Here is a 17,536-nt window from a genome sequence, read left to right on the forward strand (position 1 = left end):
TGGTTACCCTTTTGGTTCCTCTTTTCCTTTTTCGGTCACCTAACTCGGCGTTTGGTTACCCTTTTCGCTCTGCTTTCTCTTTTTCAGTCACCAATCACCACGTTTGGTTACCCTTTTGGTTCCTCTTTTCCTTTTTCGGTCACCTAACTCGGCGTTTGGTTACCCTTTTGGCTTCGCTTTCTCTTTTACGGTTACCTAACTCGGCGTTTGGTTACTCTTTTGGCTCTGCTTTTCTTTTTTCGGTCACCTAACTTGGTGATTGGTTACCCATTTGGTTCTGCTTCCTCCTTTTCGGTCACCTATCTCGGTAATTGGTTACCCTTTTGGCTCTGTTTCCTCTTTTTCAGTCACCAATCACCACGTTTGGTTACCCTTTTCGCTCTGCTTCCTCTTTTTCGGTCACCAATCACCACGTTTGGTTACCCTTTTGACTCCGTTTCCTCTTTTTCGGTCACCAATCACCACGTTTGGTTGCCCTTTTCGCTCTGCTACGGTCTTTTTCGTTCACTTAAATATCGGCTGATTACCCAATGACTCTATTCTTTTTTTAAAATCATTCTTTGACCAATTTATACATAAGAACATCATCCGCATACTCGTTATCACTTAATTTAAACTCTTTTACTTTGCGGCCTTCTTCTATAAATCCCATACTCCTATACAGAGATATTGCCCGCTCATTAGTAGAAAAAACTCCTAGGCTTACCTTTTCAATGAAAGGATTATTCTCGGCCCAAGCAAGTAATGCTTTTAACAGCATTTTTCCAATTCCCTTCCCTCTATGTCCTTCCCCAACCAGCATGGTGATAGTACCCATATGGGATAATCTCTTTTTATTATTCGATTGAAATACGATCCATCCGAGAACTTCAAGATTCAATTCAGCAACCATTAAGGTTTCTTTTTCATTTTCCAAAATGCTTTGGATCCACTCTTTTTGCTTCCTTAATGCCGGCTTTTCTAATTCATCCGGCACGGAAATGAAGTACTTGCCCTCTGAAATTACTTCGTACTCCAAATCCAAGATTTGCTTTGCATCCTTTATGGTCGCCGTCCGAATAATAATATTGGACATACCCATACCCCCTTATTGTAAAATCACTAGCAAAACTTTTTTTCTCTTTAGTTTCCACAAAAAGAATATTCGCCTTAAAACTTGTCTATTACTAAAACTAAATGATAAGTTGACAAGTCGGATTTATTGGATATAATAATATATTAAAATTACAATAGCATACACCAAACTTATCAAGAGAGGCGGAGGGACTGGCCCTATGAAGCCTCAGCAGCAGATTCTTATTGAATCCTGTGCTAATTCCTGCAAGCAATTGCTTGGTAGATGAGTTGAGGCGAGTAAAATATATAAGTAATCCTCTTCTTATCTTTTATTGAATGAAAAAAGGAGTGGATTTTTTTTATGGGAAAATTACTTAGAGAAGCAGTGGAATCGAGACGGAACGAATTGATTAACAAATTGATTAAGCTCGGACAATATAAAAAAGACGATAAGCATCTATTTGAATTAACTTTATCCGACCTTGAGCTTGAATATTTTAAAATGCAATCCAAAAACGATACACATAGCAGAGTGGAGTCCATCGAGTAGCAATATTTTAAAATATGTTTGTTTAAATAAAGCTTTTATCACATACCAGATGCCAAAATATCCGCGGGATGAAAGACAAAATTTCGGCTTTACCCTACAAAAATGTCCTTCATCACCCAAATGAAAGACAAAATTTCGGCTTTACCCTACAAAAATGTCCTTCATCACCCAAATGAAAGACAAAATTTCGGCTTTACCTCCAAAAATGTCCTTCATCTACCAAATGAAAGACAAAATTTCGGCTTTACCCTACAAAAATGTCCTTCATCTACCGTATGAAAGACAAAATTTCGGCTTTACCCTACAAAAATGTCCTTCATCTACCGTATGAAAGACAAAATTTCGTCTTTACCCTACAAAAATGTCCTTCATCAACCAAATGAAAGACAAAATTTCGGCTTTACCCTAAAAAATGTCCTTCATCAACCAGATGAAAGACAAAATTTCGGCTTTACCCTAAAAAATGTCCTTCATCAACCAGATGAAAGACAAAATTTCGGCTTTACCCTAAAAAATGTCCTTCATCAACTAGATGCAAAGACAAAATGCCGACTTATCCTTGAAAAATGTCCTTTAATCCCTCTAGACTCAGTAGCTGGGGGGTTTTTTTGGGACTGTCGACACATATACTAAAAATTCGGTAACTCGAATCCGTAACGCTTTTTAACCCATCTATCAGCTTGATCCGATAATCATCGGTAATTCCTTTTTCCCGATAATAGATCATGAATTTGTCCGGAACACCTTTTACTCCTATTTCCTTTCTAACGGGCATTGTATCTTTGACAATCTTATTATATTCCTTCATCAAATCTTCCATTTTCCTTAAGCTTTCTATTTGATCGTTTGATAATTGAATTTTTTCTTTTTCATTATTTATTTTTACAAAAAATAAGCTGTAATTATTATTTATGGATATTACATTATTGTCCCTTTCATTTGATAATCGACCATTCGATACTCCCATTTCCCTAACTTCCTGTGTTTGCATGGCGATATCACGAAAGGCTATTTGAAGTTCCGCAAGCTGCCCTTGTGTAATCTCCCCGCTTTTTAAAACCTCTTGCAATAATCCCAAGCTGTATAACGGATATTGTGATATCACGGCAATTTCATTTGCAAGCTTATCCGAAAGGAATCTTTCATAAGACTTTCTCTCGCTTTCAGAATGAATATATAAAAAAACCAAAACTAGAAAACATACCCCCAAATCACATTTATATTTTTCAAGTATTTCTCCCCCCTCATTTCTTCTATTTATCTTTAACAAACCATTAAAAAATCTTAATATTCATATTACATTAAATTCACAAAATTTACCTTTTGTCCATATTGTCTTAATATTCACCCAATATAATGGCATTGTACTAGTAAAAACGACTTAGTTCTCCAGGCATCCAAGCTTACTAATTACACATCCGTACATATTTAAGGGGGGGAAGACACGTTTTTTACTATTAATCCGTATTACAATCTTAAATTCTATTAACAAAGGAGAATGTTAAGTATGAAACTTGTAAAACGAATTACGTCTACTGCGGTTGCGGTAGCAGCTACTACAGGGTTGCTTTTTGGAGGCTTTTCTTATCAAGCAAAGGCTGCCTCATCCAATGTAGTGGTAGCTGGTTCCACTGCTTTGCTTCCACTTACTCAGCAAGCAAAAGTAGAATATCAAAAAACAAATAAAGATGTTTCAATTTCCGTATCTGGCTCCTCCTCTATCGATGGTCCGGAATCTGTTATGAAAGGAACCGCTACCATTGGAGCATGTGATTGGGATGCTACCGTTGCTCAAGGAGGGTTCAAGGCATACAAAGAATTAAGAGCATACAAGGTTGCGGTAACTCCATTTGCAACGATTGTTAATAAATCAAATAAAGTGAAGAATTTATCAACGAAGCAATTACAAGGTATCTTTTCTGGAAAGATCAAAAACTGGAAGGAAGTTGGCGGAAAAGATGCAAAAATCGTAGTCGTGAATCGAAAATTTGGTTCTGGTACTCGTGTAAACTTCCAAGCTAAAGCATTGAAGGGTTCGAAATTCATGACATCCGGCAACTACAAAGAGGTTGGAAAAAGCGGAGAAATGATCGCTAGCATTCAATCTAATCCAAATGCAATTGGATATGTGGATTTAGCTTATGTTGACAAGTCCGTAAAGGCCCTACAATACAATAATGTTTCTCCTACTGTTGAAAATGTTAAAAATGGCAAATACCCAGTTTGGGGCTACGGCTACTTGCTTACAAAAGGAGCTGCCAAAGGCGATAATCTTAAGTTCATTCAATACATGCAAAGTAACAAGTTCCAAAATGGTTCTTTAAAGAAGTTAGACTTTGTTCCTTTTAAAAACGTTAAGTAATAATTGTTTCCCCTAATTTTTCAAATATATAGAGAGGGCTGTTCCAATGGTGCCTTGCACCCTATGGGGTAGCCCCTTTTCTTAATTGGAGGTTTATATGGCGAGCATTGAAAAGGTTCAAAATGGGGGCATCCTCACCAGCGACACCCTTCCAGAAAAGAAATTGAAGATGAAATATGTAAAAAATGCACTCTTTCAACGAGCAACCTTTGGCTGTGCAATTATACTATGCATCATTCTATTAGCGATTATTTTGTTTGTTGGAAAAAGCGGGTTGTCCGTTTTTAAGCATGTTTCCGTCTTTACTTTCTTTTTTTCCAAGCATTGGGATCCGAGCACAGATCATTACGGGGCAGCTGTTTTCATTATTGGAACGATTGCCTTAACTGTACTTACGATGCTGATTGCAGTTCCGGCATCGATTGCCATGGCCATTTTTATCGGAGAGGTGGCACCAAATTGGGTGAAGAAAATCCTGCGGCCAATATTAGATATCATAGTAGGGATTCCATCCATCATCTTCGGATATTTAGGATTGACGATTCTTATCCCACTTATTATGCAAGTGACTGGTTCGATAATGGGAGAAGGCTTGCTGGCATCTGCACTGGTATTAGCCTTTATGGTGCTTCCGACTATTACTCAGGTAAGCGACAATGCTATTGCTTCAGTGCCGACAGAGGTTCGTGAAGCCAGCTACGCACTAGGAGCTACACGTTTTCAAACCGTGTTTCGAACCATACTTCCCGCTGCCAAAAAGGGAATTTTAACCGCTTCTATATTAGGGATGGCGCGCGCACTTGGGGAAACAATGGCAGTAGTGATGGTAATCGGAAATACGGCACAGCTTCCACATAGTTTAACCACTCCGACAGCGGTGTTAACTAGCAATATCGTTATGCAAATTTTGGAGGTTCCGTTCGATTCTACCTGGTACAAGGCTTTATTCATGATGGCATTTTTATTATTAATCATTTCCACCTTAAGCATTGTCATCATCCGCAAACTTAGGGCAAAAGGAGTTTAATAGAATGAAGAACAAAAATGTAAGACTTATTACAGACCGAATCTTTACGGGATTACTTTGGGTCGTCAGTTTGTTCATTGTCGGGATTCTTCTCGTTATCCTATATTTCATATTATCTAAAGGACTTCGTCATCTTTCCTTTTCCTTTTTGTTTGGACTTCCAAGTGAAATTAATGCAGGTGGCGGAATCGGACCGTTTTTATTCAATTCTTTTTACATACTAGTTATTTCCTTAGCCGTTTCCTTGCCCATCGGAATCGGGTCTGGCATCTATTTGGCGGAGTATGCCCCAAATAATCGGGTAACAGAGATTATTCGAACCTGTATTGAGAGCCTGGCATCGGTTCCTTCTATCATCTTTGGGTTATTTGGATATGTATTATTCGTTAACTTTTTTCATCTTGGCTTAAGTGTTCTTGGCGCTGGAATCAGCTTAGCATTATTAAATTTGCCAATCCTCACACGAGTAACGGAGGAAGCCATCCATAATGTCCCGCAAAATATACGGGAAGCCTCCTATGCACTTGGAGTTACGAAATCCGCTACCATTCTGAAAGTAGTGTTACCTGCGGCATTATCGGGAATTTTAACAGGAATCAGCTTAGTTGCCTGCCGTGCTTTTGGAGAATCGGCTGTTATCTTAATTGCGGGTGGAACTGCCGCATCCGATACGATGTGGAATTTCGATTTACTTTCCCAAGGCGCCAATTTACCTGTCCATTTATGGTATGTGCAGTCAGAGGCACTGGTACCGGATGCCAAGCAAATCGCGGATAAATCAGCAGCTGTTTTAGTGATCATCATTTTACTCATGAGCATCGCCATCCGAATTCCGGCATGGATCCGTGGGTATCGGTTGAGAAAATAATTTCACATCTAATAGTAAAGGGTTCTTGGCGGACAGGGGTTCCGTTATCTGTGAAAAAAGTGGGGGGTATTACGTTTTTAGCGAGCACACGTTCCTTTATTCCATGTTGTCATTTTAACGCAATTTTCGGCAAATAGCGTATCCTGTGTCCGTGAACTCCTCCAAAATAGCTTTTTTCATCCAAATAACGTACTCTGTGTCCTCCTAAAAAGTGGTTCATCATGACATGGGTTGCGGCTAAGTAACCCTAAAGAAAGACACGATGAAAAATGCCTTTTTGTTGGAACACTCCATTATATGGGTCATTTTTTAACACCCGCAACTTAATACTTTTTAAAAGAGTTCAACATTCATTTGGATAACACACTACAAAAAAAGAGCTACCTGCAGCGGTAGCTCCATCTCTATATTAATTTTCCAAGAAATTTGGATCCATGAATGTTGGATTCGGATATTTATAAAAGCCTTCGCCAGTTCCTCTTCCAAGCTTTCCTTTATCGATATACTCTGATTTCAGTAGATCAGCAAGCTTTTTATACTCTGCGTCTCCTGTTGCTTCCGCTTTTGCAAGTGTAATATTATAAGCAGTTGTGATTCCAACAACATCCAAGATAGCAAAAGGTCCCATTGGAGCTCCTGTTGCGACCATCCATGTCTTATCGATGGTTTCAGGATCTGCAACTTCTTTTAATAACAGCATTTGTGCTGCATCTAATAGTGGAACAAGTAAGGAATTTAAAATATAACCAGGCTGCTCTTTGTGGAGAGGTAATGCAACCATGCCAATGGCTTTTGCAAATTCAATGACTTCCTCAAACACTTTCTTATCTGTGCCTGGATGCTTCATGATTTCTGCGGTATTGTTCTTCCATATCTCGTTGGCAAAATGCAGTGCCAAGAATTTTTCCGGACGACCGGTAGCCTCTGCGAATTGGCTTGGCAATAATGTAGATGAGTTGCTTGCGAAAATAGTTTTTTCAGGTGCTACTTTTCCTAATTGCTTGTAAAAATCTATTTTTATTTTAACCACTTCAGGGATTGCCTCGATCACGAGATCCGCATCTGCAGTCGCTTTCGCTAAATCACAATAAAAGGAAATACGATTAAAAGCAGCATTTACTTCTTCCTCTGAAGCTCCTAAATCTTCTTGATAACGATCTTTTAAAGTTGTGATTCTATCTTTTGCACGATTTAGTGCTTCATCATTTATATCATATACACACACATTAAATCCTTTGAATGCCGTTTGATACGCAATTTGACTTCCTAATACGCCGCTGCCGGCAACCGTGATATTCTTGTAATTCATCACAATTCTCCTCTTTTCCAAAGAAAGGTTATAAATATCATTACCTCTTTATTTTAACAGTCTGTTATATTTAAAAAAATTTATATATACTAATTAATAATTAATTAAAACTTAATATAAGGATGAGAAAAATGAATCTAGAGCAACTGCAATATATTATGGAAGTCTCGAAATCGGGTTCCCTTACGATGGCCGCACAAAAATCCCATATTACGTTATCCGCCATCAGCCAGTCCATATCCTTATTGGAAAATGAATTAGGGGTTACGTTGTTCACTCGTTCACGTGGGCAAAGTGCAGTGCCAACGCCTGAGGGACAACGAATCATCGAAAAAGCAACGAAAATCCTAATGAAAGTAAATGAGCTTAAAGAGGAAGCAAATCAATTTAATCATACATTAGCTGGCGAATTAAGAATTGCTACGATTCCCGGGCCAACCCATTTACTTGTCGAAACGGTAGCGCGGTTCAAAAAGGACTATCCCAATGTGAAAATTGAAATTTTGGAAAAGGGACCGAAGGAAATCGTTGAGAACATTCTTGCCAATCAAATGGATATTGGCTTAATGGTGTTGGATGAGGACCACGTTCCGAAGAGCAATGATTTAGTTTTTGAAATTGCTTTGGAAGGAAAAATGGTCGTTGGGGTGAACAAAAATTCCGCTTTATCAACAGAAAAATTCGTTACTCCGGACATGTTGAAGGAAGAAACACTAGTCCTTTACGAGGATGAAATCATCAGAAATTTTATAGAAAAAAATATCGCAGAATATGATAAGTTGGATGTCTTGTTCTCAACCAATAATACTTACGCAATTGATTATGCCGTCGTGGAAGGCGCTGCGGTGACTATCGGCCTCGATTTTTCCTTTCATAAAAATCGCGGGAACCACGAGCAAATCATTACCATCGATTTAAAAACTCCCGAAAACCAAACGATTCCATACGGGTGGGTCCGCCACAAAAGCAAACCCTCCTCGCAAATAGCTAAAACATTCATAGATCGACTGCGGTTGGATATTTAGAGAAAGTGTTAAAAAGGTGCATGGCACCAGTTATCATAAGTTTGAAGAAATCGGACAAACTGTAGTTGATATATGAAAGGAGCTGAAAGCATATGACAAAGAAATTCAATAAAGGCAGCGGCAATCAAAATTCTCCTTCCCTTCACGGGCAAAACCCAGTTAGCGGGGATAATAGTAAAGGGAATAAGAGAAATAAGGATAAGAGAGACAAGACCGACGGCGTAATATAAGAAAAAGAAACCGGTCATATCGATCGGTTTCTTTCTCTCTGTAATGGTAACTGATTTATGATTGAGATTTTTGGATGGATGATTAGTTTATCCTTCCACCATATACATATTAATAATAGCATACAGATCACTAAGCTTTTCAATTTCATACGTTGGTTTGATACCTGTGTTGTTTGCTTTTCGTCCAGGGTTAAACCAACATGTATCAAGTCCATACAGATTGCCGCCTTTTATGTCTGCACTTAGTGAATCACCAATAATTAGTCCTTGTTCCGGTGTTAATCCCGGAATGCGTGCAAACACATAATCGAAAAACTCCTTCATCGGCTTCTGGTAACCTATTTCCTCCGAAACAAAAATCTGTCTAAATAGTGGCTGTAAACCCGAAGCACGAAGACGTTTGTCCTGTGTTGCAGAATCACCGTTAGTCACGATATATAATTCATAATGTTCCTTCAGTTCCATAATTAATTCCAGTGCGCCACTTATAAGCTGATGGCCTTGTTCCAAGTAAGTGCGGTATTTATTTTCCAATAATACTCCATCCACTTCTTTCCCGTATTCTTTAAAAAATGCAGCGAATCGGGTATTAACCACTTGGTCCCTATTACGTTTTCCTTCTTCAAACTCTCTCCAAAGTGCTTGATTTATTGTTTTATAATGCTGTTCCATCTGAGGTGTGAGCGTAATTTGCTCCTCTTGAAAAAGCATTCTCAATGCTGCACTCTCAGCAGCACCAAAATCCAACAATGTATCATCTATATCAAAAAATAAGGCTTTATATGTTTTCACCGATATCGTCTCCCTCGATGTGTTTATACCTTTATTAGTTTACATAATTTTTGCCTGCCTTGAAAACATATTTGTACTAGATTAGTATAATTACGCTTGTATCAATTATTTCCAAATAATTTGTAATGCAAATTGTAAATCTCCTGTGTATTTCCATGTTTTTTATGATGATGATGTATTTATTCTTTTCGAATCTTGCATTGTGGTGCCAAGTACCAAAGGCGCACTAAAAATGCCCAGTCGTCATATTATGGTTCAAAAGCATTCTTGGAGGTGTTTTCATTGCCCGATCATACGATTGTAACCGGGCCTCATCCTAAAGGTGGAGGGTGTGTTGCCAAGCATTATTACAATTCTGCTGGTCCTTATAGTAATCTTGGTTCCCATTTTACGCCAGAGTTAATTTCGGATTTATCAAAAGCTATTAATGGCGAATATGAAGCGATCCAATGTTACGAGTATTTAATAAACCAAACTACTAATCCTGAGATAAGAGAGCAATTGATAGAAATTAGAAATGATGAAATTTGCCACTACGAAACTTTCTACAATCTTTATCTTTCTCTTACAAATACCCACCCGCCTGTTTCCATGACCAAAAAATGCCCTCCGGATTTTAAAAGCGGAATAATAGCCGCCTTTAAGGATGAACAAAATACGACGGACTTTTACCATGCTGTTGCACGGAATATAAAGGAGAAGTATCTAAAAGAACCATTTCAACAAGCAGCGCTTGACGAACAAAATCACGCTGTTTGGTTTCTGTACTTCATGAGGTATATATAAAGAAAGAACAAACTAAAGGCTAGGGAAAACTCGGCAAGATATATGTATATCAATATCAAATCTCAATGAAAAAAGTGGTGCCTAGCACCACTTTTATTTGCTTACTATATATTTCCGTAATATAGTTATTTAGCTATATAAATACCTAATGCAACATCCATAAATAGGAACTATACCTATTCAATAAAATCAACCCAAATTCCATTTTATAAGAAAAACGTTGTTCCTTGAGGCTCCCCTTATATTGGAATTCATTCCATCAAAATATAAAATTATTTGTTGCTAAGGTTTGTTAAATCTTTAAATTTATTCTCAATAAACTCTATTATGAAACTAAGGATAATTAAAATTCCTCCTGAAGCGAGAAATACATAATGTCTTACAGTTCTTAGCATCAATAAATTAGTGTATTCAGACGACATAGCACTGAATGAGAACCCTTGTGTCCAACCATAGAATACTGATATTAAACCTAATATAAATATGCTATATTTCAATAATTTAAGATTCATCACATAAACCCCTAGTAAAAATTCATTTTATATATTGTTTAGGAAACTCTGACTATCGCCTAATTCACCACAACAAAACTAGCACTCTAACTATCGATATCTCTTTACATTTATTTAAATACTTTCTCAAGACTTTCCTCTAATTCTTCCTTTTGACGAAGATGATGACGGAAATGCATAAAAACTAAATCATACCACTCTCTAGTATTTAGCCAGCCAAATCCCCCGTGCTTCACCTTGTAATTTGGATGGATGGCATCTACTTTTGTTTCCCATTGTTTCATTCTGAGAATTAACTGATCCATCCTCTTCATAAGTTCTTCTCTGCTATCCGCATTATTGGGTGGGGAATTTAATTCATCCGGCAATTTGATTTTAATTGGCGGGAATCCCCCCATTTTATATAAATTCTCTCCAAACTCCGTTTTCCCAAGCGTTTGTTCATCCTTTGCAGATGCACAAATTTCTACGTTATCTAGGTACTCATGTGCTACAACGATTAAATGATCATACATTTGACCAATGGACCAAACACCTTCAGCCGAAATATATCTTAGTTTTTCCAACGAATAATTTAACAAATCGCTTTTGAATGTTTCTAGCATTTTAAAATCACTCAATTTATCCCCACCTTTTACTGTAATATCCTTGTGCCATATCACTGCGCACGGGATTAATCCTAACCATCTTTTCTATATATTCTGTAAAATTATTTTAATTCCTTTTAGTCTTCCTTATGGAATTGTGGCGTGGAAGAAATACTGAAATAACTAATAATCCAACATCCGTATAAAGTGTTCTACGCTTTCCATATGAAATAACATAATTTATTGTTTTCATTTAGGCATTTTAACAAAAAAAGAAGACTTGGATACGGCTCCAAATCTTCTTTTTTCTTATTTATTATTAGGAACTTCACATTTCCCATCCGCACAATACGGATCATTGGATTCATTCTTACTGTCATTTAGGATTGTAAATGAGCTTTCCTCTTCGCTTGCCTTTTGTAATGCATTAACAAATACATCTACCGGCTGCGCCCCTGAAACAGCATATTTTCTATTGATGACAAAGAATGGCACACCTTGTATACCTAACATTCCAGCTTCCTGTTCATCTGCACGAACCTCTTTCGAAAAAGCATCTCCGTTTAACATTTCCGATACCTTCTCCGGGTCCAAGCCAATTTCGGCTGCTAGTTCCTTTAATGTTTCGTGTTCACCAATATGTCTTGACTCGGTAAAATACGCTTTAAATAAGCGCTCTGCCATTTCCGTCATCTTTCCATGTTGTGCTGCGAAATGGGTTAAGCGGTGGGCATTAAATGTGTTTGTCGGCTTCATTGTATCAAAATGATAGGTTAAACCTACTTGAGCCGCCTGTCGTCCAACATTCTCATTAGCTGCTTTTGCTTGCTCCAGACTCATGCCATATTTCGCTGCAAGCAAATGATGCATGTCCATGTCATAATGTAATTTCGCATTCGGATCCAGCTCAAAGCTTTTAAATACAACTTCTACATTGGACTTACCCTCAAATTGCTTCAATGCCTCTTCAAAATGACGTTTACCTATATAACAAAAAGGGCAGACAAAATCAGACCACACTTCTACCTTCATCCTAAAACCTCCGATTTCTAATTCCATAATAGATGTTAAACATTCTCTTCATTATTATCTTTCACACATCATATTTCAAATATTATGATTCAGAGGTTCTGTTTCTCCCTGTTAGATAGTGCACACAAAATGAAAAGCCGATAAAGCATCGGCTTTTCATTTTGTAATTTATTCTTTAAAATGGCAGACTTCCAAAGGGTTTCCTTCTAGGCCCTTAAATTTGAACCATTTGACATCCCCTTCATCATGGATGGGTTCAATATCGACCTCATTATTCACTAAGTGTTCATGTGCCTTTTCTATATTTGGAGTAAAGAAATTGAAGGTAACAAGACTCTTTTTGTTCCGTATTTCATCCTCTGCAGTCCGTACTAGGGTCAATGGTGTTTCTACAATATTTAATGCCGCATAACCGCCAATTTCATCTTTCCAGCCAATTTGGAAACCTTAAACCTCACAATACCAGTCTATTGCTTTTTCAAAATCCTTAACAGGTTGAAAAACAGTATCAATTCTTTTGAACAGATCCGACATATATAGAGCTCCTTTTTCAACATTATTTTTCTATTTTTTCAATTAATGTTCGAATGTTATTTCCCAAAACACTTTTTTAAAAACCTTATTTTATTCTCTCTAAATTTAGAAATATCGTGTTTATAAGCGATTAAGCCTATCACCTTGAACTACCCCTTCTTAACCCCCTTAACGGGTTGTTTGAAGAAGGGGATTCCTAAGAACACCGGTGTACCCACCAGTTATTGATTAGGCGATCCCCGCAGTTCCTGCGGTTAAAAGTCTTATCGCTTCATTCTTAAGATTTATTGCTGCGTTCATATCGCGATGATGATGAGTATCGCAGTTGGGGCAATTCCATTCACGAGTTGCGAGGTTTTTAACTTCTTGATTTTTGTAGCCACAATGAGAGCACAGTTGGCTACTGGCGAGGTGTTTTGAAACGGTTATGACTTGCTTACCGTACCATTTTGCTTTGTATTCAAGCATGCTTTTGAATTGCCACCATGATACATCGCTAATGGCTTTTGCAAGATGATGATTCTTTAACATGTTGACTACTGACAAGTCTTCCATTCCAATCGTGTCGTGGTTTTTGACAATCTCGGTAGAAAGCTTGTCCAAATAATCTTTTCTTGCATTCGCAATCTTTTCATGGATTCGGGCGACTTTTCTTTTGGCTTTGTTCCAATTGGAACCACCTACCGAACGTCTGCTCATAATCCGTTGCATTTTCTGTAATTTTTCTTCAAAGCAATAGAAAAACTTTGGGTTGGAGTAGACAGTGCCATCCGACAAAATCGCAAAGTCACTTAGTCCTACATCAATCCCTACAACCGAATCGGTTCTAGGTAGCTCTTCCACAATAGTTTCTGTCCCAATAGAAACGAAATATTTGCCGGAAGGATTTCGTCTAATGGTTGCATTCAATATTCTTCCCTCTACTTCGCGACTTTTTGCAAAACGAACTCGTCCCAGTTTAGGAAGTTTCAAATAGTTGTCTATCACCATAATATTTCCATTCGTCTGCTTGGTTGTGTATGATTGGACGGGATTTTTTTTCGATTTAAAGCGAGGTTGTTTGTTTTGCTTTTTGTAGTATCGATCATAGGAGTCGGCTAGATTTTCAATGGATTTTTGCAAAGCGATACTATCGACTTCTTTTAGGAAATCATAGTACTTTTTAAGCTCTGGCAGGGTTTTGACTGTTTCATATTTATTTAGAAATTCACCTTTCCAATTATTCACTGGAAGCTGGCCACTTTGTTTCATTTCTTCACAGATATGCCAGAGAGAATCTTTTTCCTTTTGTTTACCAAGAAAGAAATTAAACACGAATCTAGAACAGCCAATTGTCTTGTTGATCAGTTCTATCTGCCTCTTGTTAGGATAGATTCGGAACTTGTAGGACTTGTTTACCAGCACCAATTTCACCCCCTATCGAGAACGTTTGTTCTTATTTTAGCGCACTGTGAAAGTTTTGGCTAGCACCAACCGACATTCATCCCCTTCCTACTCATTGGGCTTCGCCCTTCACTTTCCTTGAGGAAGGGGTATTCTGTTGGATGATTGATAAAACCAATACCAATCCCTGCGCAAACACCCTCAACGAAATCTGGCAACCGTGCAAACTAAAAATATTGCCGTGAAAAATAATCCGATTCTATGATATTTATTGATTTTCACTATTAGACCACCCACTTTAACATTCTATTGAATACATTATATAGTAATTCACACCACACAATCCAGAATATTCCTACAATTCAATCTGCAAATTTGTCTCTAAAATACAAATAGAGTGCAAACTCATTTTCGAATTTTGCACCCTTTCAGTTACCCTCCATCTGCTAAAAATGAAAGTCTGTCATTAAAACCTAGATTGCTTTGAATTCATGCACCCAAATCTTCATTTTTGGTACCCAGCGCATTCCTGGATGAATCGCTAGAATGGATTCCTTATATTCTTCCATATTGGCAAATCCCTCTTGTCTTGCATGCTCCTCCGTCATATCTCCAAGCTGTTGGTTGTAAACATTTTCGATTACAAATTTTTTCCCTTCTAAAACCATAATCTCTCCGATATCAGCATATCTTCCGTTTCTACGCGTCGCCGTTTTCTCCCCGGCAATCACCTTTTGAACATCCTTTTCTAAAGTAACAAGACGATCTACGGAGCATGTTTTTGGCGGTAGTGAACTATTTTCACTCATGTTCATTTCCTCCCTTTTCACGCAAATATTCCTTCCATGCTGTGATGCCTCCCTCGAGTAAGGTGACATTATAGTTTTTATCCGCTAAAATAGCCGCGCACTTTGCTGCAGAATTTCCTGTTGTGCATGTTACGATAATTTCTTTATCCTTTGGCAAAGAGGCAAGAGCAGAATCCTTTTCTTCAAAAATAGCTGTTTTATGTAGGTTATGGGAGTTTTCTAAATGGTATTCCGCAAACTTATCTGCCGCCCGGACATCAAGAACAAACGGTTTTCCCTTCATTCTTCCCTCTAACTCCCTCGGGGTAATCTTCTTTATTACCATGCTCCTACCTCCAACTTTTTTCTTACATCCTATCATGTATTTTCGGCAAAATCATGTTTCCTTTTTTATATTGACGCTTTTCTTTCGTATTTTCCAAAACAAAAAAGCAATCCAAGTGGATTACTTTTTATTTAAGGCAGTTTTCGTATATCGTTATATATCCTAATATAGTCTAAGTTCTGGGCATCTTTTCATATGAAAATTATTCTTAGGTCGATATTAAAGATCAACAAATTTTAGAAAAGAGCCTTATTTAAAAAATACTTTATCTACATTGTACTTGGCTTGAAGCTTGTTAATAATATACGTTTCATAGATGTCTCTTTCTGTGGGGTCTTCTACAAAAAAGACTGAAACTTTATGTATCTCGTCACGGTGTCCCTTGATTGGGGATACATTATCCTCGAAGTGTTTCATTACACGCTGACGGAGCTTTCTGGCTTTACCTACAAATAGAAGCTCTCCACGCACATTGTAAAATAATATAATTCCACCCTTATCTCTTGGAATCAAGCGGAAATCGGTAAATCCATATTGGTTACTGATTTTTGGTTCCTTTTCTTCTCCTAGCTTCTTTTGCTTTGTCACAACTACATCATATTTAGGAATTTCTATCTGAATCAAAACGATCACATCCTCCTTATTATCAATGAAGATTTATTATAGCATTTTTCCTTTTAAAAAGAGAATTATCCCTATGGAAAAAAATCACTTCCCCTTTCATAATTCTCCTTCAATTGGTAACACTATCCTTTATGCAATAAAGATTTCCACACCTGATGGAGGTAGCAAGATGCAGCCGCAAACCATTTCTGAATCACAAAAATTTTCACCATTCTTTCTTTTTTTCCTTGTTCAATCGATGCAAATTGGAACTGGTCTGCTCGGATTCCAAAAATTTGTTGCCATCTATGCGGGGTATGATGGTTGGCAGTCCGTTCTCTTTGCAGGTTTAACCATGAATATTATTATGTGGTTCGTATTCAAGCAATTAGAAATGGTAAACGGCGACCTTTGCGATATTCATTGGACTGTTTTCGGAAAACCAATCGGGAATCTTTTCAATATATTCATTGCGTTATATTATGTGTGGTATGCACTAACGGTCCTTCGAAATTATATCGAAATCGTTCAAGTGTGGATGTTCCCAGATTTAAGTACCTTTTGGTTTGCTATTTCCTATCTTGTATTATGTGTCTATATCATTTACGGAGGGTTTCGGACGATTGTAGGAATATCCTTTTTTTCCTTCATCCTGCCGTTCTATATTATATTTGTCCAAGGATTTACCCTTCCCTTTTCTGATTTCCATCATTTTCTTCCTGTATTTGATCATTCGATAAATGATGTTGTGAACGCTGCTCAACAAATGTCCTTAGCGAACTCGGGTTTTGAAACACTTTTAATTTATTATCCTTTTTTAAAAAACCCTAAGAAAGCGAAAAAATATGGACAGATATCCTTATTATTTACGACACTAATGTATTTATTTACCACCCTTATTACCTTTGCTTATTTTGCTCAGACCGAACTGAAAAGGGAGATTTGGCCAACATTAACGGCATATAAAATCGTAAAATTACCGGTAGTGGAACGATTTGAATACATTGGTATCGCTAATTGGTGTCTTACTATCTTACCTAGCAGCTGTATAACTCTATGGTGTGCAGGAAGGCTGTTAAAAAGAACAACTAAAATAAAGATGAAATATGGGGTATTATTATACGGCGCCCTTATTTTATTGGGGTGCATTGCGATAAAGACTAGGGCGGAAATAGATATCTTGAATGCTCTCACTAATGATTTCGGGTTTTTCATGGGGTACATTTATATTCCATTATTATTTGTATTATTATGGCTGGCTATTAAAATCAAATCGAAAAAGAAAGCATAACTTCTTCTCCGAAACTTTTTAGGAAAGTGATTCGTATATCCTTTTGTATAGGGGAAGGGGGCAAAAAATGGAGACTTTGGGAGAGCATTTCTTTAATGTGTTTCCGTATATTTTCGGATTTATTTTCATTTTAGTGCTAGGAATTTTTATCATTGCTATTTTCGGTGGAATTTCCCAATGGCGAAAAAACAACAAGTCGCCACGGATTTCTGTACCCGCTATAGTAAAAACAAAACGTTCCAGTGTAAGCCATCATGATGACAGCTCTAGTACAAGTTATTATGTAACGTTTGAATACGAAAGCGGAGATCGCTCTGAATTTCATGTCAGAAGCTCTGATTATAGCCAATTGGCAGAGGGAGATACAGGAATCCTAACCTTTCAAGGCACAAGATTTCTGGGCTTCGAACGCAAATATGAAAAGCAAGCATAAACCAAGGTGAATAGTTCATCTT

General features: G+C 37.5%; 20 protein-coding genes and 1 riboswitch. Of the genes, 9 read left to right on the plus strand and 11 right to left on the minus strand.

The genetic code is table 11. The features are described from left to right. Positions 1 to 553: 553 nt before the first annotated feature. Positions 554 to 1,075 (minus strand): N-acetyltransferase family protein, encoded by a 522-nt coding sequence (locus KHA87_RS13815; RefSeq protein ID WP_481748361.1) that lies wholly within the window; start codon positions 1,073 to 1,075, stop codon positions 554 to 556. Positions 1,076 to 1,242: 167 nt separating this feature from the next. Then, positions 1,243 to 1,346: riboswitch (SAM riboswitch) on the plus strand. Between the two features lie 71 nt (positions 1,347 to 1,417). Between KHA87_RS13815 and KHA87_RS13820 the strand changes: the two genes are divergently transcribed. Continuing rightward, complete coding sequence (locus KHA87_RS13820; protein WP_213094744.1) at positions 1,418 to 1,606, plus strand: Fur-regulated basic protein FbpA; 189 nt, start codon at positions 1,418 to 1,420, stop codon at positions 1,604 to 1,606. 553 nt (positions 1,607 to 2,159) lie between these two features. Here the strand turns inward: KHA87_RS13820 and KHA87_RS13825 are convergent. Then, entirely contained in the window at positions 2,160 to 2,795 is a 636-nt protein-coding gene (locus tag KHA87_RS13825) for a hypothetical protein (RefSeq protein WP_213094745.1), read from the minus strand. Positions 2,796 to 3,113: 318 nt separating this feature from the next. Between KHA87_RS13825 and KHA87_RS13830 the strand changes: the two genes are divergently transcribed. From KHA87_RS13830 to pstA, 3 genes are all read left to right on the plus strand, one after another. Continuing rightward, complete coding sequence (locus tag KHA87_RS13830) at positions 3,114 to 3,968, plus strand: phosphate ABC transporter substrate-binding protein (RefSeq protein WP_213094746.1); 855 nt, start codon at positions 3,114 to 3,116, stop codon at positions 3,966 to 3,968. 97 nt (positions 3,969 to 4,065) lie between these two features. Then, entirely contained in the window at positions 4,066 to 4,995 is a 930-nt protein-coding gene (pstC, locus tag KHA87_RS13835; RefSeq protein ID WP_213094747.1) for a phosphate ABC transporter permease subunit PstC, read from the plus strand. Between the two features lie 4 nt (positions 4,996 to 4,999). Continuing rightward, complete coding sequence (gene pstA, locus KHA87_RS13840; protein ID WP_213094748.1) at positions 5,000 to 5,863, plus strand: phosphate ABC transporter permease PstA; 864 nt, start codon at positions 5,000 to 5,002, stop codon at positions 5,861 to 5,863. Between the two features lie 409 nt (positions 5,864 to 6,272). Here pstA and KHA87_RS13845 read toward each other — a convergent pair whose 3' ends face one another. Beyond that, a complete protein-coding gene (locus tag KHA87_RS13845) occupies positions 6,273 to 7,172 on the minus strand; it encodes a 3-hydroxyacyl-CoA dehydrogenase (RefSeq protein ID WP_213094749.1) in 900 nt (299 codons plus the stop codon). Between the two features lie 131 nt (positions 7,173 to 7,303). Here KHA87_RS13845 and KHA87_RS13850 point away from each other — a divergent pair, with 131 nt between their 5' ends. After that, entirely contained in the window at positions 7,304 to 8,197 is an 894-nt protein-coding gene (locus KHA87_RS13850; RefSeq protein WP_213094750.1) for a LysR family transcriptional regulator, read from the plus strand. A 92-nt stretch (positions 8,198 to 8,289) separates the two neighbouring features. Further along, entirely contained in the window at positions 8,290 to 8,427 is a 138-nt protein-coding gene (locus KHA87_RS13855) for a hypothetical protein (RefSeq protein WP_213094751.1), read from the plus strand. A gap of 87 nt (positions 8,428 to 8,514) precedes the next feature. On the opposite strand, the gene KHA87_RS13860 is transcribed toward KHA87_RS13855, so the two are convergent. Beyond that, positions 8,515 to 9,219, minus strand: a complete 705-nt coding sequence (locus KHA87_RS13860; RefSeq protein WP_213094752.1) for a YjjG family noncanonical pyrimidine nucleotidase — start codon at positions 9,217 to 9,219, stop codon at positions 8,515 to 8,517. A gap of 282 nt (positions 9,220 to 9,501) precedes the next feature. Here KHA87_RS13860 and KHA87_RS13865 point away from each other — a divergent pair, with 282 nt between their 5' ends. Then, positions 9,502 to 10,005 carry a ferritin-like domain-containing protein gene (locus KHA87_RS13865; protein ID WP_249310392.1) on the plus strand — a complete coding sequence of 168 codons (504 nt, stop codon included), beginning with the start codon at positions 9,502 to 9,504 and terminating at the stop codon, positions 10,003 to 10,005. Between the two features lie 622 nt (positions 10,006 to 10,627). On the opposite strand, the gene KHA87_RS13870 is transcribed toward KHA87_RS13865, so the two are convergent. The 7 genes from KHA87_RS13870 to KHA87_RS13900 all read right to left on the minus strand — a co-directional run bounded on the left by KHA87_RS13870 (position 10,628) and on the right by KHA87_RS13900 (position 15,817). Next, complete coding sequence (locus KHA87_RS13870) at positions 10,628 to 11,137, minus strand: DinB family protein (protein WP_213094753.1); 510 nt, start codon at positions 11,135 to 11,137, stop codon at positions 10,628 to 10,630. A gap of 276 nt (positions 11,138 to 11,413) precedes the next feature. Further along, complete coding sequence (locus KHA87_RS13875) at positions 11,414 to 12,136, minus strand: DsbA family oxidoreductase (RefSeq protein WP_213094754.1); 723 nt, start codon at positions 12,134 to 12,136, stop codon at positions 11,414 to 11,416. Positions 12,137 to 12,304: 168 nt separating this feature from the next. Continuing rightward, positions 12,305 to 12,517 (minus strand): VOC family protein, encoded by a 213-nt coding sequence (locus tag KHA87_RS22215; RefSeq protein WP_249310393.1) that lies wholly within the window; start codon positions 12,515 to 12,517, stop codon positions 12,305 to 12,307. 381 nt (positions 12,518 to 12,898) lie between these two features. Beyond that, positions 12,899 to 14,074 carry an IS200/IS605 family element RNA-guided endonuclease TnpB gene (gene tnpB / locus KHA87_RS13885; protein WP_213094755.1) on the minus strand — a complete coding sequence of 392 codons (1,176 nt, stop codon included), beginning with the start codon at positions 14,072 to 14,074 and terminating at the stop codon, positions 12,899 to 12,901. Between the two features lie 452 nt (positions 14,075 to 14,526). Beyond that, positions 14,527 to 14,868 carry an ASCH domain-containing protein gene (locus KHA87_RS13890; protein WP_213094756.1) on the minus strand — a complete coding sequence of 114 codons (342 nt, stop codon included), beginning with the start codon at positions 14,866 to 14,868 and terminating at the stop codon, positions 14,527 to 14,529. Next, positions 14,855 to 15,187 carry a rhodanese-like domain-containing protein gene (locus tag KHA87_RS13895; RefSeq protein WP_213094757.1) on the minus strand — a complete coding sequence of 111 codons (333 nt, stop codon included), beginning with the start codon at positions 15,185 to 15,187 and terminating at the stop codon, positions 14,855 to 14,857. The genes KHA87_RS13890 and KHA87_RS13895 overlap by 14 nt, the downstream gene beginning before the upstream one ends. 249 nt (positions 15,188 to 15,436) lie before the next feature. Further along, entirely contained in the window at positions 15,437 to 15,817 is a 381-nt protein-coding gene (locus tag KHA87_RS13900) for a nucleotide excision repair endonuclease (RefSeq protein WP_213095172.1), read from the minus strand. 163 nt (positions 15,818 to 15,980) lie between these two features. Between KHA87_RS13900 and KHA87_RS13905 the strand changes: the two genes are divergently transcribed. Further along, on the plus strand, positions 15,981 to 17,081 hold the full coding sequence (locus KHA87_RS13905; protein WP_213094758.1) for a GerAB/ArcD/ProY family transporter: 1,101 nt from the start codon (positions 15,981 to 15,983) through the stop codon (positions 17,079 to 17,081). 67 nt (positions 17,082 to 17,148) lie between these two features. Continuing rightward, entirely contained in the window at positions 17,149 to 17,514 is a 366-nt protein-coding gene (locus tag KHA87_RS13910) for a DUF2500 domain-containing protein (RefSeq protein WP_213094759.1), read from the plus strand. Positions 17,515 to 17,536: the final 22 nt, after the last annotated feature.

The organism is Bacillus sp. FJAT-49736 (assembly GCF_018343615.1).
GTDB lineage: Bacteria > Bacillota > Bacilli > Bacillales > Bacillaceae_C > Margalitia.